Consider the following 19,063-nt stretch of genomic DNA (forward strand, 5'->3'; position numbering starts at 1 on the left):
GACGAAATGTGATTATTGATTAAACACAAATTCACTGCTGGTTAACACGCTCCAGCAAGCATCCTCGATCGCCTCCCGCCGAGACTCGCTGGGATATTCTCCGATCACGTTCAACAGCGTTTTTTTCTCATCGGCTGACGGTTGTCGAGAAAGTGCCAACAAAAACAACTGATCGATAATCTGCTCATCGGAGAGGCCCTCAGCCAGCCAGCTACTGACACGATTTTCAGACTCGCTGAGTTTATTATTCAACGTATCTCCATTGGAAAGGTGCAACACCTGCACCATGCTCGGTTCATCGCTACGTTGGCAATCGCAAGTAATCTCCCGCGAATGCCGACCAAATGTTTTCAAAAAGTAGGACTGCACGGCGGAATCATATAATTCAATCGCCCGCGTTCCGGCCGGATAGAAGTCAGTCTTATTGACATCGGCACCGGGGAATTCAACCGTGTCAAATTTTGTGCTGGTTGCTAAGGTTTGATCAATCGCATCGAGCAACACTTCAGCCATAAAGCGGCGGGGATAATAGCGGCTGTAATAACGTTGTTCCGCTTCGTTCTCGGCCAGCGGCAGGCTGCTGCGCTGATAGGTGTCGCTGCGAAGGATCTCACGCATTAGAACTTTGAGATCGAAATCATGCGTGGCGAGGTACTCCGCCGCAGCAGCCAGCAATGGTTCGTTGCTGGCCGGGTTGCTCAATCGCAAATCATCAGCCGCCTCAACCAGGGCCACGCCAAAGTAGTTTTGCCAAATACGATTGGTAATGGCTCGCGAAAAATAGGGATTTTCCGGACTTACCATCCAGTCCGCCAGGGCGATGCGGCGATCGGTCGGGTCGTCCATCGCCAGGGCGGGCGCGTCGAGTGGTGCGGGAGGCTGAGGGCGCCCGGTCGTGGGCTGAATTAAATCTCCCTGCGCAGCCACGTAGATCGTTCGTTTTCCGTCGCCATTGCGACTATCCCCGCCCCAACCTTTACCACGCACGCGGGCGAAAAGATTCGCCATCGCATAATATTGATCGTTGGTCCATTTCTCTAAGGGATGGTTATGACATTTGGCACAACCGATGGAGAGCCCGAGGAAAGCTTGGGCGGCATTCTCGGTCATATTTTCCGGATCTTGATGGAGCGCAAAAAAGTTTGTCGCGCCATTCTCAATGCTGCTGCCGGTTGAAGTTAATAGCTCGCGGGTGAATGCATCCCACGGCTTGTTCTCGGCAACAGACTGGCGAATCCAATTGTAAAAAGCTTTGACCGCGTCGGGGCGCAAACGGGTACCGTTGACCAGCAATAAGTCACTCCATTTGTAAGACCAATAGTCAACAAATTCTTCGCTGGCCAACAATTGGTCAATGTATTGATCGCGTTTATCGGTTGCCGTGTTAGCCAGAAAGGCCTCGGTCTCTGCCAGCGTGGGCAATCGTCCGATCGTGTCGATCGTGGCTCGTCGGATGAACGTGGCGTCGCTGGCCGGCGGGGAAGGGGGCAACCGCAGTGTTTCCAACTGCTCGAGGACCATGCTGTCGATAAAGTTTCGCTTGGGAGCGGTGGCAAAGATTGTGGGGTCGATCTCATTGGGGTAGGGGACGGTGACGCGAGCCAAAGCAACTTTGCTGCCGAACCAGGCCAGCACGGCACCTTGGCCACTGCCGCGGACGGTCGTCAGTCCTGACTCGTCAACACCGGCGATCGCCTCGTCGGTAACGCTGAATTTTGCCCAGTGGGTCACATCCAATTGCAAACCGTCGTCGTAGTGAGCGGTGACAAGAATTTGAGCTTGATCGCCGGCAGCCAACATTGATTCGGCGGGAGAGACTTCGATCCGCTGCAATTGACGCTCGGAGTCGTCGGGGGCCTGGGCACCTTGGCGAATCCACTCGCTGAGCACGCGATAGTCGCGCGAGTCGACTGGCAATCTCAGGCCACCCTTATGCGGCAGAGCGCCGCTCGGTTTGGCCAAAATCAAACTCCTGCCGGGGTCGGCCAACTCAATTCGACGTCCCCGCGATTGACGGCTGATCGTGTTCCAATCGGCAATCGGATCGTAGCCTCGCAGGGACAAGCGAAAGCCCCCTTTCCCGGCCAACGCGCCGTGGCAGGCCCCCATGCTGCAACCACGTCTTGCCAACACCGACTCGACTTCGTGACGGAAACTCCAGGGGTGTGGTTCATCAAACTGGCTGACCGTAAGTTGGCTCACCGCCGTCGCGCCGCTGGAGGTGATGACTGTGATTTGCGTGCTGCCACTACCCAGCGGCACAATTACACCCTGTTCCACCTTGGCCACCAGGGGATCGCTAACCTGAAAAGTCAAATCGCCCGAGACCAAAGCGCCCGGCATCTCTCCCCGACCACGATCGGCGACCACGACCAGGCGTTGCAGCGACTCTGGGCCGACCAGGCTAATCTGCTCGGGGAGTAGCCGCACCGATTGGGCTGACTGCTCGGCCAGCACGCGGTTGGGCAGCAGAACTATACATCCAATGATTGCGCAACCGATCGCCAGCAGATGGCAACTGCGGACGCGGGCAAATAGTGCGGCGAGCGAGCAAGTTGGCTTCGACATGGGAAGAAAACAGTGGAAGGGGTGATTGACCAAAAGTGAGCAAGCAATATCGCGGGGCGAGCAACGATCCGGAGTGTGCCACCATCCCCCGGCAAACAACATGCGGAACTGTCTCGCTAAAACAGCTCTTGAATTTCACGGACGCCAAAATCGACCAACGGGAAGGGGCGTCCGCCCGGGCCGGGCAATTCGGCATGCAGGTCCAAACCCAGGCTGTGGAAGATCGTGGCGATCACATCACCGGGCGGCGTCGGACGGTCGGCGGGCACGGCGGCTATCGGGTCGCTGGCGCCGATCGCGCGTCCCCCCTGCACACCACCGCCGGCAAAGGTGACGGAGAAACATTGTGGCCAGTGATCACGACCGCCGGCCGGATTGACTTTGGGAGTTCGACCAAACTCGGCCAGACAGGCGACCATCGTGCTACTCAATAAACCACGTTGATCGAGGTCTTCGATCAGCGCGGAATAAGCTTGGTCGTACATCGGTGCCACGATGTTCTGCATGCCCGTGATGCTGGTAAACGGCGCGCTGCCGTGAATATCCCAGGTGACTTCGTCGAAGACGGTGAGGAACGTGTTGACCGTCACGAACCGCACGCCCGCCTCGACCAAACGTCGCGACAGCAAACAGCATTGCCCAAAGCGATTCATGCCATACCGCTCGCGAACCGCAGTCGGCTCTTTGCTCAAATCAAAGGCCTCGCGAGCTTGCGGACTGCTCATCAAACGATATGCGGCGGCAAAATTATCATCCATCAGCCCCGCCGACTCGGTAGCCTCGAGTTGCTGCATTCGCTGCTCAATGGCCGCTCGCATTCGCCGGCGACGATCGATCCGCACATCACCGAGCGATGGCGGGGGCAGCAGGTCGGGCACCTTAAAGTTCGGTTGGCTGGGATCAGCCATTAAAGCGAAAGGATCATACGCTTTCCCCAAAAAACCACCCGCTTGTCCATTGGGCAAATTCCCACCGCCACGGCCCATCGTCTCCGGCAACACGACGTGAGCGGGCAGATCGCTGCGCCGCCCGCGGAGGTACTGCAGCACTGCTCCGGCGTGCGGGTAGTTGACTCCGCCGGTGAATTGACGACCGGTCTGCATCATCTGCCAACCCGCGTCGTGCACCGCGGCGGCCGTGTGATAGCAACTTCGCACAATCGAAAATTTGTCCGCCACCTCAGCATGTCGCGGCAAAATTTCAGAAACTTGGAAGTCGCCTTTGGTGCTGATCGGCTGAAAAGGACCACGAACTTCGGCCGGAGCCTCGGGCTTCATGTCGAATGTGTCGAGCTGGGAAGGTGCCCCCAAGTTAAAAATCATGATGCAGGCAGCATCATCTTTGTCGCCTTGGACCAAGCCCGCCTCTTTGGCCGCCAAGTACTGAGGCAACCCCAGCCCAATCGCGCCCAGGGCGCCGACTTGTAAAAAATCGCGTCGCGTGGTGCCGTCACAAGTGTGGGCTTGCCCACGACCAAATAAATTTAGCATCGGAACCTCCCGGCCATCACAGGCCGTGCGTACAATCGAGGTGGGGGCGTTGTGGCGGGTCGAGCAAATGGGGAACGACGTCCATTTACCCATAGCGTAACAGCTGACGGGGTCTAGTTTAACATCGATCGGCTCAGTTTGCTTGACTGAAGATGCCCAGTTTGCGTTACGGAAGATGACAGCGGCCTCAACGAGCGAGTATAATCGAAAGCTCTCGCGGGCGATTCCCCTTGGCTCGCCCCCGCTTTTGCTATCCCACCATTCCAAGGCTGCGTATGACGCCGGAACATGACTCGCTGTTGTGCAGAGACTCGCTGCTGGCCAATGACCGGCAAAAACACCCCCTCGGCCAGGTATCGGTCCGGCGGGCGGGCGACCCGCCGAGCCGACCGCTGTATTGGTTCTCCGGGCGACTCTACCTGGGACTCACCGGGTTGGTGCTGGCGACCGTCTGCTGGCACGGCTTACCTCGAGCGGTAGCCGACGGCGGATCGCCCGCGGAGAAAACCGATACCGCCCCGACAGAGACAAGCAGCACGACCACCGCCGAGGTACCGCCGATTCAAATTGCGGACGCCGAGGCAACCAGCGAAGCGGAGATGAAACCTTACGCGGAGCAGCTTGAGCACACCGGAGTCGACTTAGAAATGGTCCCTATCCCGGGCGGCACATTCACGATGGGCAGCCCCGACGATGAGGCCGATCGTAACGATGACGAAGGGCCGCAGCGTCAAGTCAAGATTGATCCCTTCTGGATGGGCAAATTCGAAGTCACTTGGGCCCAGTATGACGCCTGGGGCGAATCGATGGACGTTCGCCGCCGCGAGTTACTGGGGTTACCACCTTCCCCGCGAGATTCATTTGTGGATGGGATCAGTCGTCCCACACCGCCTTATACCGATATGTCTTTTGGCATGGGACGAGGCACAAACCCGGCGATTTGCATGACACAGCATGCGGCCCGCACATTTTGCGAGTGGCTCACAGCGCGCACCGGCCGCTACTATCGTTTACCCACCGAAGCCGAATGGGAATACGCTTGCCGCGCCGGTACCAGCACCGCATATTCATTTGGTGACGACCCCGACTTACTCGAGGAACACGCTTGGTATTTTGACAATAGCGAATCGAATTACCAAAAAGTTGGTCAGAAAAAGCCCAATCCCTGGGGCTTATATGATATGCATGGAAATGTTGCCGAATGGGTTTTAGATCAATACATTCCCGACTTCTACGAAGAAGCCGCAGATACGATCAGCGAAAACCCACTGGCCATCCCCAGCACGCTCTATCCTCGCGTTGTTCGTGGCGGCGGTTGGGATGGCGATCCAGAGCAATTGCGAAGCTCCGCCCGCGAAGCATCCGAAGAGGAATGGAAGGACCAAGATCCTCAGGAGCCGAGAAGTATCTGGTATCATACGGACGCCCTGCATGTTGGTTTTCGCGTCGTCCGTCCACTGCGGGAACCCAGTGCTGAAGAGAAAGCTGAGAAATGGGCCAAGACGGCCCCCGAGCAAAAAGATCCTGAAGAATGAGACCTGATTGTAGCTTGCGAGTTGTTTGATTCCCCTAGCATCCCCCCTGATCCCGATCTGGAGCATTAACCCATGGCTGAGCAAAGCAAAAACGATTCGTCGCGGCGTGAATTCATCAAGAACACGGGCCGCGCGGCGGCCGTGACCACCATCGTCGGGAGTTTGGCAAAGTCGGCGCAAGCTGGCCCAGTTCACCCGGGAGAGGATAACACCATTCAAGTCGCCCTGGTTGGTTGTGGCGGGCGCGGCACGGGAGCGGCGCTGAATGCCCTCTCGGTCAACAACGGACCGATTAAGCTGGTTGCCATGGCCGATGTGTTTCAGCATCGCCTGGATGATTCTTACGCCGCCGTCAGTGGCAACAACGCTCTGAAAGCAAAAGTGGACGTGGCGGACGATCATCGCTTTGTCGGTTTCGACGCTTATCGTCAAGCCATGGATTGCCTCCGCCCGGGCGATGTGGTGATTCTCGCCACGCCCCCCGGTTTCCGCTGGGTACACTACTCCTACGCAATCGAGAAGGGCTTAAATGTCTTCATGGAAAAACCGGTCACCGTGGATGGCCCCACTTCATTAAGAATGTTGGAGTTAAACAAGCAAGCCGAAGCTAAAAACCTCAAAGTCGCAGTCGGTTTGATGTGTCGGCACTGTAAGGGAAGAAAGGAATTGTTGGAGCGAATTCAGCAAGGCGAGATTGGCGACATTACCATGCTGCGGGCATACCGCATGGCTGGGCCGACCGGCTCGGCCGCTTGCGGCCCCAAGCCCGAGGGGATGAGCGAACTGATGTATCAGATTCGCAATTTCCATGCTTTCCTGTGGCTCAGCGGGGGTGCCGTCAGTGACTTCTTGATTCATAACATTGATGAATCGTGCTGGATGAAAGGGGCTTGGCCAACCGAAGCGATCGCCCTCGGTGGGCGGCACTACCGTGGTGACGACGTCGATCAAAACTTTGATTCCTACGCCATTGAATACACCTTCGAGGATGGCGCCAAACTATTCGTCGATGGCCGCACAATTCCCGGTTGCAAGCAGGAATTCGCCAGCTTTGCCCATGGCACTAAAGGGGTCGGCGTGATCTCTACCGCTTCCCATACGCCAGCCAAATGCCGCATTTTCAAAAGCCAGGCGATGGTCAAGGCAAATGAAACGTGGGCATTCCCACAACCGGAGCCAAACCCCTATCAACTGGAATGGGACGATTTGATCGCCGCGATTCGCAATGACGAACCTTACAACGAAGTCGAACGGGGTGTGATGGCCAGCGCCGTGACCTCAATGGGCCGGATGGCGGCCCACACGGGGCAATTAATTACGCTCGACCAAATGCTCAATTGTTCCCATGAATTTGCACCTGGTATCGACAAACTAACGTTGGAGTCGGCCTCACCATTGACCACCTTACCCAACGGCAAATATCCGGTACCCATGCCGGGTCTCATTAAAGAGACCGAATACCTTGTGGTTTAAACTTTCAGCCTTGTTGTCAGCACAAGCTTGATCGCCTTCAATCAGCCCACGACTTTCCAGCCGTGGGCTGATTGCCTTAGATCGCCTTATCACTAACCCTTTTCATCAGCAGAAATTATCAGCAGGTTGCGCGGGGGCCAACTCCACGCCGCAGGCTCCGCGGACCGGCTTAGATTGGTTGTTGAAGCTCATGGATTTTAACGCATCGACGCGAAAAACACCTTCTGCCTCGGAGCGGCTGGATTCATTGGCTCACCAGCGATCGGTCGCTCGTCGCGCAACTCCAATGCGATCGGCGAGCCTCTTGCTGGCGCTGCTGACCTGCGGCAGCATTGCCTGGTTAACGCTCCCTGCACCGCGATTACGGGCTGCTGATGACAGCAACCCGGCGGTCACTGCTCAAACACATTCCATTGGCAAAGCAATCCCCTCGGCCCTACCAAACTATGAGTTAATCGGGAAGCCGACCATTGAAGAAGCAATCGCAGTTGCGCTGGAACTTGAAGAGACTTGGTCGATGCGCGTCGAGGCGGCAAAATTGGTGCGAGATGCGGGGACGCGTCAAGCTAGCCCTCATCACAAAGCCATGGGCGCCCTGTTGCTTGCCCATTGTTATCAGGGAATGGAACAGGCGCGGATGTATGACGAGTTTATTGCGGAAGCTGAAGCCTGGAAAGAAAGCGTTTCCGATCCGTTGTTCCTAAGCCTTTACCATCGCGTACGCGGGGTGGAGCAAATGCGGGAGCAAGAGTTCCTGCAAGCCGCCCAGACGTTGTTGCGCGGCTTGGAGTACGCCCGACTGGGGCAGTTACAAGAGATGGAAGCCGCCATCCGCTTGCGATTGGGGGTTTGCCTCCGGCGCCTCGGTGCGTTGGCCCAAAGTGTTGACCATTACAAACAGGTCTACAATTCAGCTATGGCGCTCGGCAACCAGCGTTTGGCCTACTCGGCGGCCAACAATTTCGCCTACTTGCTGTTGGAGTTGGGACGCATTGAAGAAGCTGAGGCTGCCTATCAACTGATCCCACTTGGCCATTCGGATGCGGTTGATCTAGCGGTCCGGGCTGGCTTCGCCGATATCGCCGTGCGACGAAATCAACCTACCGAAGCTTTGCGAGTGTTGGGCGAACTGCGTCAAAACCACGACCATGAAAATGCTTATCCTTATCAATTTGCAATTATAAGAATCATCGAAGCCCGCGCTTGCTTGCTGCTGCAAGATTGGGCGGGAGCGGAAACTGCCTGCAAGCGTGCTCTCTCGACATTGAATTTTCAGCCGCAGCGTGTGGATGATGCGATGCTGGTCTGGGGAGAGATTCAATACGGCCTGGGTCGGAAAGAATTTGGCATGCGGCTGATTCAAGGAATCGCTGAATCAGCTAGTGATCAAACCATTCGACAAAAAGCTTGGGATAAATTGGCCCAGTTATCCATCAAAGAGAAAGCATATTTACAAGGCATTACGTTTCTACGCATCTCACAGGAACTGCGGAACCGCCAGCTCAGCCAAAGTGCCGAGGTGGAAATTGCCCTCACACAATCAACGCTGGAGCGTCAGGTTGAGCTAGAACGCTTGCGAGCTGAGAGCACCAAACTGGCCGCCGATAAAATGCTGGCAATCTCGAAGGCTGAAAGAGCCGCCGTGGAAGCCATCGCCAGCCGCCAAATTCGCAATCTGACCGTGGGCGGTTCACTGCTGCTATGTTGCGGTATTTTTCTCTACTGCGCGGTGAGTCGTCGCTTAAGTCACGAGCGACGACTCAAAGAACAAGAATCGCACCACAACCAACAACTCTCCTCAATTGTGGAGGAAAAAACGCGGGCACTCAAGAAGGAGTTAAGTGAACGAGCGGACCTCGAACGGACGCTCGAGCCTCGGCGACGAGCCGAAGCTTTAGGCAAACTAACCGGTTGCGTGGCCCACGACTTCAACAACCTGCTACAGGTTGTGATGACGACAAATGAGCTGTTGCATACCCAAGGGCTAACGCCGCGACAGATCGAAATGGTCGATGCTTCATCGAAAAGTGCAGCCGCGGGTGCGGCGATTATTCGCCAGTTGTTAGCCTACGCGCGACAGCAAACTTTGACCCCCAAGGTAACCCACCTTAGCAGTTATTTCGCCAGCATCTCTGGACTCCTCGATGCCGCCATGGGTCGCCAGTATCAGTTAAGCATTTACGACGAAAGCAATGACGCCGCAGTCATCGTCGATGCGGCACAGCTGACAACCACCTTGATTAACTTGCTGTCCAACGCGGTCGACGCCAAACCCCGCGACGAGTGCGTTAAAATTGTCTCTCAACAAGTTGAATTAGATGACGAAGCTGCCCAGGCATGGTCGGAATTATTGCCCGGCAAGTATGTCTCGCTGGAAATCATTGATCGCGGCAAGGGATTGACCGCGGAGGCGAAGGTGCGCGCCTTCGAGCCATTCTTTAGCGAAAAGCCGCCCGGCCAAGGCACTGGACTGGGGCTCAGTTCCGCTTTCGGCTTTGTCCGGCAATCTGGCGGCGATATTCAAATCAGTGACCTGCCCGATGGCGGCACGCGGGTAACTCTGTTGTTCCCCCTGACCACGGAGACCGCCGCCGCTAGCCCTCCCCGTGACAAAACAGATTTTCCCAAGGAAGGGCACATCTTGGTCGTGGAGGATGACTCCACCGTGGGGAAGACTTTGGAATCACAACTCCAACACTTAGGCTACCAAGTCGAGTTGGTTCACAGCGGCGATGCGGCAATCGCCAGACTGTCTCAAGCACATCCATTCAATCTAGTGCTCACCGATATTCGTATGAGCGGCGCATGCGACGGGCTGGCGTTGAGGGACTGGGTCCGCTCTCATCAGCAATCACTCTCGGTGGTTTTGATGAGTGGCTACGCGGACGCCGGGGCGCTCGATCCCCATACCTCGTTTTTGCCAAAACCATTCAGCGAGCACGATTTGCTGCAAACGATTTCGGCGGCCACCTAATGCCGATCCGGAGACCGCCGCGAACGAACCGTTAGCGGTTTTGGCGCTGGCCACCGTTTCTGTTAGCGGTTTTGGCGCTAGCCACCGTTTGGTTGCACGCGATTAGTTCGGCTCAAGGCGGGAACCGCGGCCTAGCGCCAAAGCGGCTAACGGGAATCGCGGGCGGCGGCGGAGGAATTTCTTTGTTTGCAATCCTGGCAAACGCTCACGACGTTTCCGGAAAAGGCAGCGGCTTGTCTTCGAGTTCTGCCAGAGCGTTTCCCGCGGCTCGCTGCTCGGCTTCTTTTTTATTGCGACCCCAGGCTGGCGGAAACATGCGTTTGCCAATAATGGCCATCACCTGAAACGACTTGTTGTGATCGGGCCCAGTCTGCGAGAGCATGTGATAGGAAGGGGTGTCCCCCAGGTCGCGCTGAGCGGTTTGCTGGAGCTGGGACTTATGATTCCCGGCTCCTTGCCCGTTGCTGGCTTCCAAAACTTCTTCGGCTAGCCACTCGCGCAACATCCGCTGGACTGGCTCCAAGCCGCCATCGAGATAGACGGCGGCCAACACCGATTCAAACACATCGCTGACCAGCGATTTAGGGAAACTGCGGTTGCGGGTGACTCCGCGACCGACGATCAAACAACGCTCCAAATGCAATTTCTTAGCGATCCCACCGCAAGTCTTGCGACTGACCACGGCCGATTTAATCTTGGTCAAATCCCCTTCAGAGTACTCCGGGTAAGCATGGTAAAGCCAATCGCAGACGACCATTCCCAAGATCGCATCCCCGAGAAACTCCAGCCGCTCGTTACTCGACAAGCGATGGGCCGCACTGGAGGCATGCGTGAGTGCTTCGAGCAGCAATTGGGGGTCCTCAAAGCGATACCCGATCCGCTGCTGGCAATATTCCAGTTTTGCTTGGGCGTCTCCTTCGCTAGCCGTTACGCCGTCGAGAAATTCAGCCGCGTCTTGCTGCAACTGATTGGGAGGCAGGCTCGCGTATTGCTGTTTGGCAATTTCCGCGGGAGCATCGAAAGCAGCCTCCGCGGGTGAGTCAGCCTGTTCGGCTGGTGAATTAGCCGCCCCCGCACCCACGGGTTTTTCGGAAGCCTTACGGGAAGCTTTAGATTTCCGCGGGGTGGGAACTTGGCCGGGCATGGACACGCAATCCTGGGGAGATTTCAGGGCAAACCCTGGCTCTGGAAACCATTGCGAAATGTTTCCACACGGACTGCGACTCCCCGAAAGGTGTCACGACTCTCCCAACCGCGTTCAAGGCGAACGCGACGGGGAGAGTGGTGCACGATGACAGGAGCATCAGTCGCGAGGTTGAGAACCGCGGGCCGCTGGGGAACGCTTTAATCTATCAACAACCGCAAAAACCAGTAAATCAAGGTGGAAAAAATGTTTCCCAAGAACAACGCAAGCCTGCGAGCCGAAATCGGCTCGCAGGCAAAGCGTGTACTTATCATCAAGACGCAACGAATGAACTTACAGTTCGGTATCTGGAACGAATTCTCGGAATGGAACCAAGCTGCTCTTCCCACGGAGAGTCAACAACGCTTGATAGACACGATAATCAATACCTTCATTGATGAATCGAGTTCCGCCATCCGCCATGCCGCAATTCACGCCATCAACGTGGGCGGACGAGGGACGAGCAAGAATGTGAAAGTTGCTGGGATCCATCACTGCGTCGAACTTGTTGCTGTTAATTTTCATTTCTGGAATCGGCAACGGGGCGCCACCAAAGCCTTCATCATCGACCGTATGCCAAACCATACCGGCCATGAACCGAGCATTCATGAAGACTCCAGGAGTCATTCCGGCGTTGATTGGCGTGCTGGTTGGTGCCGCAAGCGTCAAGCGATGCCAAGACTGTGCCTGCAGATTCTCACTGAATAGCAGCGTATTACTCGTGCCGTCCTTGAAGTCATCGAACCTTGTTGCGGTGAAACCAAACATCGCACTGTCGCTGGATCGGGAGATGAACGCACCGTTCGCCTTCTTCATCAAGTTGGCAAGAGAATGTGCGACACCGTTAAACGTTGTCCCTTGTCCCGTGGATTCATCAAACAAGAACCCCACGCCGACGTTCGCCACGTAGTTATTCGCCGCAACGGGTTGCCCATCGATCGTCGCACTGGGACAGGTGAAGATCTCCAAGTTTGGCAACAGACTCCTGTTATAATTCCCGTCGAAACCCCCAGCAGCATTCTGCGAACCACTATCAACAATCAACGGATAGCGATCCTCGTTCCACTGCTCGTACGTTGCGGTCGCATCAAGCCACGGGAACAAAGAAACGGCCCAAGTGCCATATTTCTGGTGTGCCGGTGCAGTGCCTCCAGCCGAATCGGTGGGGTCAATACCGCCAGGGAACGTTCCAAAATTCGTCACCGCCGAAGGCAGGCCGTTCTTCGAACCTTCGTGCGAAATGGCTGCGAGCGACAAATTCTTGATGTTGTTCGCACACTCGGTGCGCCGCGCTGCTTCGCGGGCTGCTTGGACTGCTGGGATCAACAATCCCATGAGGATGCCGATGATCGCAATCACGACCAGCAATTCGACAAGGGTAAAACCAGAATGCGAGCGTTTTGGCATGGCACCACTCCAACGGGAATAATAGACGAGGGCGGGACAGGGACGACCACAGGCCGGGCGGACGCAACCCGCCAAGTCCACCAAGTGCTAATTATGCCACAAGTGCAACCATTAAGTCCAGCTTTTTGTGCCTGGAAAAACCCAACGATTCGCTCAAATTTAGCGAAACACCCCCGAGGAGCTATTTAACGCACCCCAGATAGCCCCCTGCTAGGCAGCCGCGTAGACAATTTCGTGCTGCACCGCTTCGACCACATCGACGTGGATGTGGGTGGCGTTTTGCGCCGCGCCGACTGGCAGGGAAAGTTCGGCCAAGCGGGCGATCGCTGCTACTAGACCTTGCCCCAGTTCGTGCAGTCGCACCATGGCCGCGTCGGTGTAAATCGCTGGACTACCCCCGGCGGCGGTGATTTGGTGCCGCACGAACTGCACCGTATCACTCAACTCAAAGGGATCGATATCGACTCGCAACGAACAGCCCCCCAAGTTGGCGGCGATCGGCAAAGCGGTTTCGGAAGTGCAAACCAGGATAGTGGTCAGCCAGGGGCATTCAGCCGTCAGCGCGCTGGCGATTGTGGCTGCGGCAGGGGTGCAATCGTCGATCAGCCAGACGGTGCGAACTCGCGAACGCCCCGACGCTGACATCCGCTCGAGCACTTGCCGGTAACCGACCGTCTGCAACCGCTGAGTCCCTAACTTAACCGCTAATTGCCGCAGTAATTCGTTGCGATCGCGATCTTTTGCACTGGTGTACACCATTTCCACCGCGCAATCACCGAAGCCGGCCGAGGAGGCGACGCGACGCAGCAAGCTGGTTCGCCCGACCCCTGATTGGGCGATCACCATCCCGTTGCTGTGCCCGCTGCGGATCAAATAATCAAGCCGCGCGATGGCTTCTCGTTGAGGGCGACCTGAAAAGAAGTCATCAGCCGTTTCGGGACGACCAAAAGGTAGCTTGCTGAGAGACCAATACTTTTGATACGACATAAATCCACCGGCACGGGCGTGGGGTAAAGCGTGATTTGTCGGGCCGCAGCTGTGATTCGACAGTGCCGCACAATCCGTTTTTTCGGATTTCCGGACTGTTGAGCTTGAGCAGAATTGGCGGGGCGATCACGGTTGACCCACTTTCTCAGAAGGCATAACCTTAATGGATTAGGTCAGTTACGTAATTTACTCAGCGCGCGGCGACCACGCTGGTACCGCACGTGCAGGCGCAACGACGATAATCAGCCAACATCCTCGGGAAGTTGGGGTTAGCGGAATTTGCAAACTAGCCGCTGAGTTCGGTCCTGTTCGGTCGCAAAAGCAATCACGGCGGCCCGCCGCCAAGCACCACAGCAAGCCCGTTACCTCAGCAAGCATCGACTCAGCAAGCATCGACGGAACGGGCGATTAGGTTATACGCGATGGCAATTCTGGAACGCATTTGGGAACTGCTGGGCCTGTTGGTATCCGGCACTTTGGGATCGATCGAGCGCAGCGTGACGGGGCTGTTCGGCTCCAGCAACGCGAGGCAGATCAACAAATATAAATCGCGTGTCGATCGCATCAACGCGCTCGAAGACGAGATGAAGGCGCTCACCGACGAGCAGTTGCGTGAACGGACCGAAAATTTCCGTCAGCGTCTCCGCGACGGCGAGATGCTGGATGATATTTTGGAGGAAGCCTTCGCGGTCTGCCGCGAGGGTGGCCGCAGGTTCCTCGGCATGCGGCACTACGACGTCCAGTTGATCGGCGGCATGGTGCTGCACAGCGGGGCAATTGCGGAAATGGTTACCGGTGAAGGTAAAACGCTTGTGGCCACCTTGCCAGCTTACCTCAACGCGCTCGAAGGGTTGGGCGTGCACGTCATCACGGTGAACGACTACCTGGCCCGGCGTGACATGGAGTGGATGGCTCCGCTGTACATGAACCTGGGGCTATCGGTGGGTGCGATTCAGAGCGGCATGAGCACCGCCGAAAAGCAAAAAGCTTACTCGCTGGATATCACTTATGGTACCAACAACGAGTTCGGGTTTGATTACTTGCGCGACAACATGCGCCCCGCCGCCCGCGCCGACGATCGCTTCCCCAAGGAGGTCCAGCAAAGCCAAGGACCGCTGCATTACGCGATCATCGACGAAGTCGACAATATTCTGATCGACGAAGCGCGGACGCCGTTGATCATCAGCGGCCCGGCCGACATGGACTTGGGAAAGTATGGTGAAGCCGATCGAGTGGCTCGCCAGTTGAAAAAGGAAACTCACTTCACGGTCGACGAGAAAAATCACAACGTGACTCTGACCGACGAAGGGGTGCGGGAAGCAGAGCGGCTGGCTGGCGTGGAAAGCTTTTACACGGCCGGCAACATGGAATGGCCGCACATGATCGACAACGCGCTCAAGGCGCATCATATCTACAAGCTAGATGTGAACTACGTGGTCAAGGATGGCGAAATCGTCATCGTTGACGAGTTCACCGGACGTTTGATGGAGGGCCGCCAATGGTCCGACGGCTTACACCAAGCGGTCGAGGCCAAGGAAGGGGTCAAAATCAAGCAAGAGACACAGACGTTCGCCACCGTCACGCTGCAAAACTTCTTCAAACTGTATGACAAGCTGGCCGGGATGACCGGTACGGCGATGACGGAAGCGAACGAGTTCTGGAAGATCTACCAGCTCGACGTGGTGGCGATCCCGACCAACCGCGTGATGCAGCGGATTGAGCATCCCGACGTGATCTATTTGACCGAAAAGGACAAATTTCGCGCCTTGGCCGAAGATATCGAACGTGCCACCAAGTGGGATGTGCTGGTGCTCAAAGACGGCAGCGAATTGTGGGGGAAAATTGCCGACGAGGACGATACGCATTATCAATTTATCGCCCAAGAATCGAAAGTCAAAGAAGCGGTTCCCAAGTCGAAAGTAACCAGCGTGGAACGAGCCGGACGGCCCGTGCTGGTCGGTACCGTTAGCATTGAGAAAAGCGAGCGACTCGGCGCGCTGCTCGAACAACGTGGCATCAAGCACGAAGTGTTGAACGCCAAACAGCACCAGCGAGAAGCCGATATTGTTGCGCAGGCCGGCCGGATCGGCGCTGTCACGATCGCCACCAACATGGCCGGTCGTGGTACCGACATTATTCTCGGCGGTAATCCCGACACCATGGCCTGGGCCCAGTTGCAACATAAGTATCCCACGCGACTGGAAGTTCCCGATGAAGAGTGGAACGCTTTGGTCCAGGAAATCGACGATCGGGAGAAGATGAGCGAAGAAGGCGAAGTGGTGCGAGAACTCGGCGGTCTGTTAGTGCTAGGCACGGAGCGTCACGAATCAAGACGGATCGACTTGCAATTGCGAGGTCGTTGCGGTCGGCAGGGCGACCCCGGCGGCAGCCGCTTTTACTTGTCGCTCGAAGACGACTTGATGCGGATCTTTGCGGGCGATTTTGTCAAACGCATGATGGAGAAAATGGGCATGAAAGAAGGGGAGGCGATTGAATCGTCGCTGGTCACCCGACGGATTGCCGCCGCTCAAAAGAAAGTCGAAGAACGCAACTTTGAAATCCGCAAAAGCTTGCTCGAATACGACGAGGTAATGGACGAGCAGCGGAAACGCGTTTACAGCTATCGTCAACAAATCCTCAACGGCGTTTCATGCCGCACTTTGGTGGTCGACCAAATTCGTCGGCAAATCACCAAGACGGCCGATGCCTACTTGGATACCGATTATGGCCCCGCTTCGTATGCCGCTTGGGCCGGCGGGCAACTGGCCTGTCAATTCGATGCCCGCGACTTCCGCAACACCGATTTCGCGATGGCTGTCGAGTATTCGCGGGACCAAGCGGAACGAGCCAGCGAAGCGGCAATTCATGAAATCGTAGAAGAGAACTTACCGAGCGACGGTGAAGAGGACGAATGGAATTGGCAAGCGATGGCCCTGTGGGCGAACAAACGTTTCGACACCAATTATCGTGATCGCGATCTAAAGAAGTATGAACGCGAGGAATTGATCGACCAATTGATCGAAAAGGCGCATGCCAAAGTTGCCAAAGTCGACCTCAGCGATGGCGAACATTTCTTAGCCCCCGATTACGGTCTGCGCTCGCTCTGCGCTTGGTTGCGGCACAAATTCGGTATCGAAGTCACCATCGAGGAACTGCGAGACCGTGAGCGCGAAGATGTGATCGACGAATTGGTCAACCGCGCGACCAGTGGTTACAACATCAAGGAGACCGAGTACCCAGTGCTGACCGGGATCAGCGCTTTCACATCGGCGCAAGGCAGCCAAGTACACCTCGATCGCGACGGGTTGGCCAATTGGGTCGAGGGACGTTTTGGCGTGGCTGTCGCACCCGAGGAATTACGGACGACTCGTGATGAACTCAAAGCGCAATTAATCGAGTTCAGCAAGGGCGTGCAAGGCAAAGCGGAAGATGCTTATCGCCAAGCGAACGAGCGGGTAGCCAAGGTCTTTCAGAATGCGGAACAAGCCACCACAGCCGCGATGGCTAGCGGCGGAAACGGCGTGCTGGACAACCTCAGCCAGTGGCTTAATGAAGAACTCGGATACGAGCTGCCCAAGGACGAAATGGGGCGGATGGACCAGGAGCAGCTGCAGACGAAAGTCACCAGCGCAGTGGACGATCGCTTCCACCCCGAGATGCGGCGGATGGAGCGACAAGTGCTGTTATCGATCGTCGATACCGCTTGGAAAGATCACTTGCTGGCGATGGATCACCTCCGCAGCAGCGTCGGCCTGAAAGGCTATGCCCAGCTCGATCCAAAGGTCGAATACAAGCGTGAAGGGATGCGACTGTTTGAGCAAATGTGGGATTCGATTGGCGAACGCACAACCGATTTGATTTTCCGCATGGAATCGTTCAACGAAGATTTCGTCCGCAGCACTTGGGTCGACGCGCGAGCTCGGCATGACGAAGTCAGCCCGGCGGTTGGTGGCGGCGGCGCGGCCGGCCCAGCTCCGGCTAGCCGAACATCGGAGAATCGCGGCAACGAACCAGTGCGACGGGAACCGGTGCGACACGCCGGCCCGCGCGTTCGCCGCAATGATCCCTGCCCCTGCGGCAGCGGCAAGAAATTTAAGAACTGTTGCATGCAGAAGGACATCTCGGTCTGATCCTGGGCCGGTCGGCTGGACCCCGCATGTTGCTGAACTTGATGTATGCCGTGCTGCTGCTGGCGGTTTCACCCTGGCTGCTGCTGAACGCCGTGAGGCACGGTAAGTACCGGCAAGGCTGGGGCGCGAAGCTGGCCGGGCGTGTGCGAGTTCCGCCAGCCACGGGACCGCGAGTTTGGTTGCACGCGGTCAGCGTCGGCGAAGTCAATTTGCTGACCGGCCTGACGAATCACTGGAAACAATCGCGTCCCGATTTGGATGTCGTCGTCAGCACCACGACCGTGACCGGGTTTGCGTTGGCCAAACAGCGTTACCCGGCCGACCGTGTCTTTTACTGTCCGCTCGATTTTTCCTGGGCGGTGCGGCGAGCTTTGCAAACGGTCAAACCCGACCTGCTGGTGCTGGCCGAACTGGAACTGTGGCCCAACTTAATTGTCGAGGCAAACCGCCGGGGCGTGCCAGTGGCAATCATCAACGGTCGGCTCAGCGAACGTTCTCACCGCGGTTACCGACGCTTTCGCCCCCTGCTGCGGCCCAGCTTTTCACGACTCAGCCTAGTGGCTGCGCAAGACCCCAGCTACGCGGCCAGATTCCTCGACATGGGGACCCCCGCCGATCGCCTGGTCGTGACGGGCTCGAGCAAATTTGATGACGCGCCGCTCAGCCGGGAAACTGCTGAGATTCTGGCAATTCGCAGGAGAATCGGCTGGCGGGCCGACCAGTCGATCTTCATCGCCGGCAGCACGCAAGCGGGTGAAGAGGAAATTGCCTTGCAGGTCTACGCCGCTTTAAGTCGCCAGTATCCTCAACTGCGGCTGGTGATCGTGCCCAGGCATGCCGAGCGATTTGCGGAAGTCGCCGGTTTGATCGAACAAGCAGGCTGGCAATGTGAGCGTTGGAGCCGGCAAGCGAATCTGGCTGCCGACTGGTCAGCCGATCGCGTGGTCTTGGTCGACACGATTGGCGAGTTGCGAAACTGGTGGGGGCTGGCCGACATCGCCTTTGTGGGCGGCAGCCTGGGTGACCGAGGTGGCCAGAACATGCTGGAGCCGTCTGGCTATGGCGCGGCGGTCTGTTTTGGTCCCAACACGCAAAATTTTCGCGAGATTGTGCAAAGACTGCTGGCTGCCGACGCGGCGGAAGTGGTGGCGGATCAGGATGCGTTGACCGCCTTCGTCAAACGCATGCTCGATCACCCTCAACTGGCAGCCGAACGAGGTGCCCGAGCCCAGCAAGTGGTGCAGCAACACCAAGGCGCGACCCAAAAAACGGTCCAACTGCTCTCGAAATTACTGCCGGATTAGCAAAGTAGGACG

10 protein-coding genes are annotated in these 19,063 nt (G+C 56.8%); 5 read left to right on the plus strand and 5 right to left on the minus strand.

All coding sequences use genetic code 11. From position 1 onward, the window contains the following. Positions 1 to 12: 12 nt before the first annotated feature. Both SH139x_RS25275 and SH139x_RS25280 read right to left on the minus strand, forming a co-directional pair. Positions 13 to 2,568, minus strand: coding sequence for a DUF1549 domain-containing protein (locus SH139x_RS25275; RefSeq protein WP_488352517.1), 2,556 nt, complete (start codon positions 2,566 to 2,568; stop codon positions 13 to 15). Positions 2,569 to 2,684: 116 nt separating this feature from the next. Continuing rightward, positions 2,685 to 4,058 (minus strand): DUF1501 domain-containing protein, encoded by a 1,374-nt coding sequence (locus SH139x_RS25280; protein WP_488352518.1) that lies wholly within the window; start codon positions 4,056 to 4,058, stop codon positions 2,685 to 2,687. A 275-nt stretch (positions 4,059 to 4,333) separates the two neighbouring features. Here SH139x_RS25280 and SH139x_RS25285 point away from each other — a divergent pair, with 275 nt between their 5' ends. The 3 genes from SH139x_RS25285 to SH139x_RS25295 all read left to right on the plus strand — a co-directional run bounded on the left by SH139x_RS25285 (position 4,334) and on the right by SH139x_RS25295 (position 10,040). Continuing rightward, on the plus strand, positions 4,334 to 5,593 hold the full coding sequence (locus SH139x_RS25285; RefSeq protein ID WP_488352519.1) for a formylglycine-generating enzyme family protein: 1,260 nt from the start codon (positions 4,334 to 4,336) through the stop codon (positions 5,591 to 5,593). A 72-nt stretch (positions 5,594 to 5,665) separates the two neighbouring features. Beyond that, a complete protein-coding gene (locus tag SH139x_RS25290) occupies positions 5,666 to 7,066 on the plus strand; it encodes a Gfo/Idh/MocA family protein (protein WP_488352520.1) in 1,401 nt (466 codons plus the stop codon). A gap of 286 nt (positions 7,067 to 7,352) precedes the next feature. Then, positions 7,353 to 10,040 carry an ATP-binding protein gene (locus SH139x_RS25295; RefSeq protein WP_488352521.1) on the plus strand — a complete coding sequence of 896 codons (2,688 nt, stop codon included), beginning with the start codon at positions 7,353 to 7,355 and terminating at the stop codon, positions 10,038 to 10,040. 205 nt (positions 10,041 to 10,245) lie between these two features. On the opposite strand, the gene rnc is transcribed toward SH139x_RS25295, so the two are convergent. The 3 genes from rnc to SH139x_RS25310 all read right to left on the minus strand — a co-directional run bounded on the left by rnc (position 10,246) and on the right by SH139x_RS25310 (position 13,617). Further along, positions 10,246 to 11,184, minus strand: coding sequence for a ribonuclease III (rnc, locus tag SH139x_RS25300; RefSeq protein ID WP_488352522.1), 939 nt, complete (start codon positions 11,182 to 11,184; stop codon positions 10,246 to 10,248). A gap of 333 nt (positions 11,185 to 11,517) precedes the next feature. Beyond that, a complete protein-coding gene (locus SH139x_RS25305) occupies positions 11,518 to 12,630 on the minus strand; it encodes a DUF1559 family PulG-like putative transporter (RefSeq protein WP_488352523.1) in 1,113 nt (370 codons plus the stop codon). 210 nt (positions 12,631 to 12,840) lie between these two features. Continuing rightward, positions 12,841 to 13,617: an AAA family ATPase gene (locus SH139x_RS25310; protein ID WP_488352524.1), complete on the minus strand. Its 777-nt coding sequence runs from the start codon at positions 13,615 to 13,617 to the stop codon at positions 12,841 to 12,843. Positions 13,618 to 14,039: 422 nt separating this feature from the next. On the opposite strand from SH139x_RS25310, the gene secA reads away from it, so the two are divergent. Both secA and SH139x_RS25320 read left to right on the plus strand, forming a co-directional pair. Then, the gene (gene secA / locus SH139x_RS25315; RefSeq protein WP_488352525.1) at positions 14,040 to 17,747 is read left to right on the plus strand and encodes a preprotein translocase subunit SecA; all 3,708 of its coding nucleotides are present in this window, start codon (positions 14,040 to 14,042) and stop codon (positions 17,745 to 17,747) included. Then, positions 17,720 to 19,051 (plus strand): 3-deoxy-D-manno-octulosonic acid transferase, encoded by a 1,332-nt coding sequence (locus SH139x_RS25320; protein WP_488352526.1) that lies wholly within the window; start codon positions 17,720 to 17,722, stop codon positions 19,049 to 19,051. Before secA ends, SH139x_RS25320 begins: the two co-directional genes overlap by 28 nt. Positions 19,052 to 19,063 lie beyond the last annotated feature (12 nt).

Origin of the sequence: Kothea flammea (assembly GCF_052161645.1) — a bacterium.
GTDB lineage: Bacteria > Planctomycetota > Planctomycetia > Pirellulales > Pirellulaceae > Laterigemmans.

Coding starts and splice junctions, on each gene's coding strand:
- SH139x_RS25305 (WP_488352523.1), bottom strand. CDS start 12,630: ATGCCAAAACGCTCGCATTCTGGTTTTACCCTTGTCGAATTGCTGGTC.
- SH139x_RS25295 (WP_488352521.1), top strand. CDS start 7,353: ATGCGATCGGCGAGCCTCTTGCTGGCGCTGCTGACCTGCGGCAGCATT.
- SH139x_RS25280 (WP_488352518.1), bottom strand. CDS start 4,058: ATGCTAAATTTATTTGGTCGTGGGCAAGCCCACACTTGTGACGGCACC.
- SH139x_RS25310 (WP_488352524.1), bottom strand. CDS start 13,617: ATGTCGTATCAAAAGTATTGGTCTCTCAGCAAGCTACCTTTTGGTCGT.
- secA (WP_488352525.1), top strand. CDS start 14,040: ATGGCAATTCTGGAACGCATTTGGGAACTGCTGGGCCTGTTGGTATCC.
- SH139x_RS25285 (WP_488352519.1), top strand. CDS start 4,334: ATGACGCCGGAACATGACTCGCTGTTGTGCAGAGACTCGCTGCTGGCC.
- rnc (WP_488352522.1), bottom strand. CDS start 11,184: ATGCCCGGCCAAGTTCCCACCCCGCGGAAATCTAAAGCTTCCCGTAAG.
- SH139x_RS25290 (WP_488352520.1), top strand. CDS start 5,666: ATGGCTGAGCAAAGCAAAAACGATTCGTCGCGGCGTGAATTCATCAAG.
- SH139x_RS25275 (WP_488352517.1), bottom strand. CDS start 2,568: ATGTCGAAGCCAACTTGCTCGCTCGCCGCACTATTTGCCCGCGTCCGC.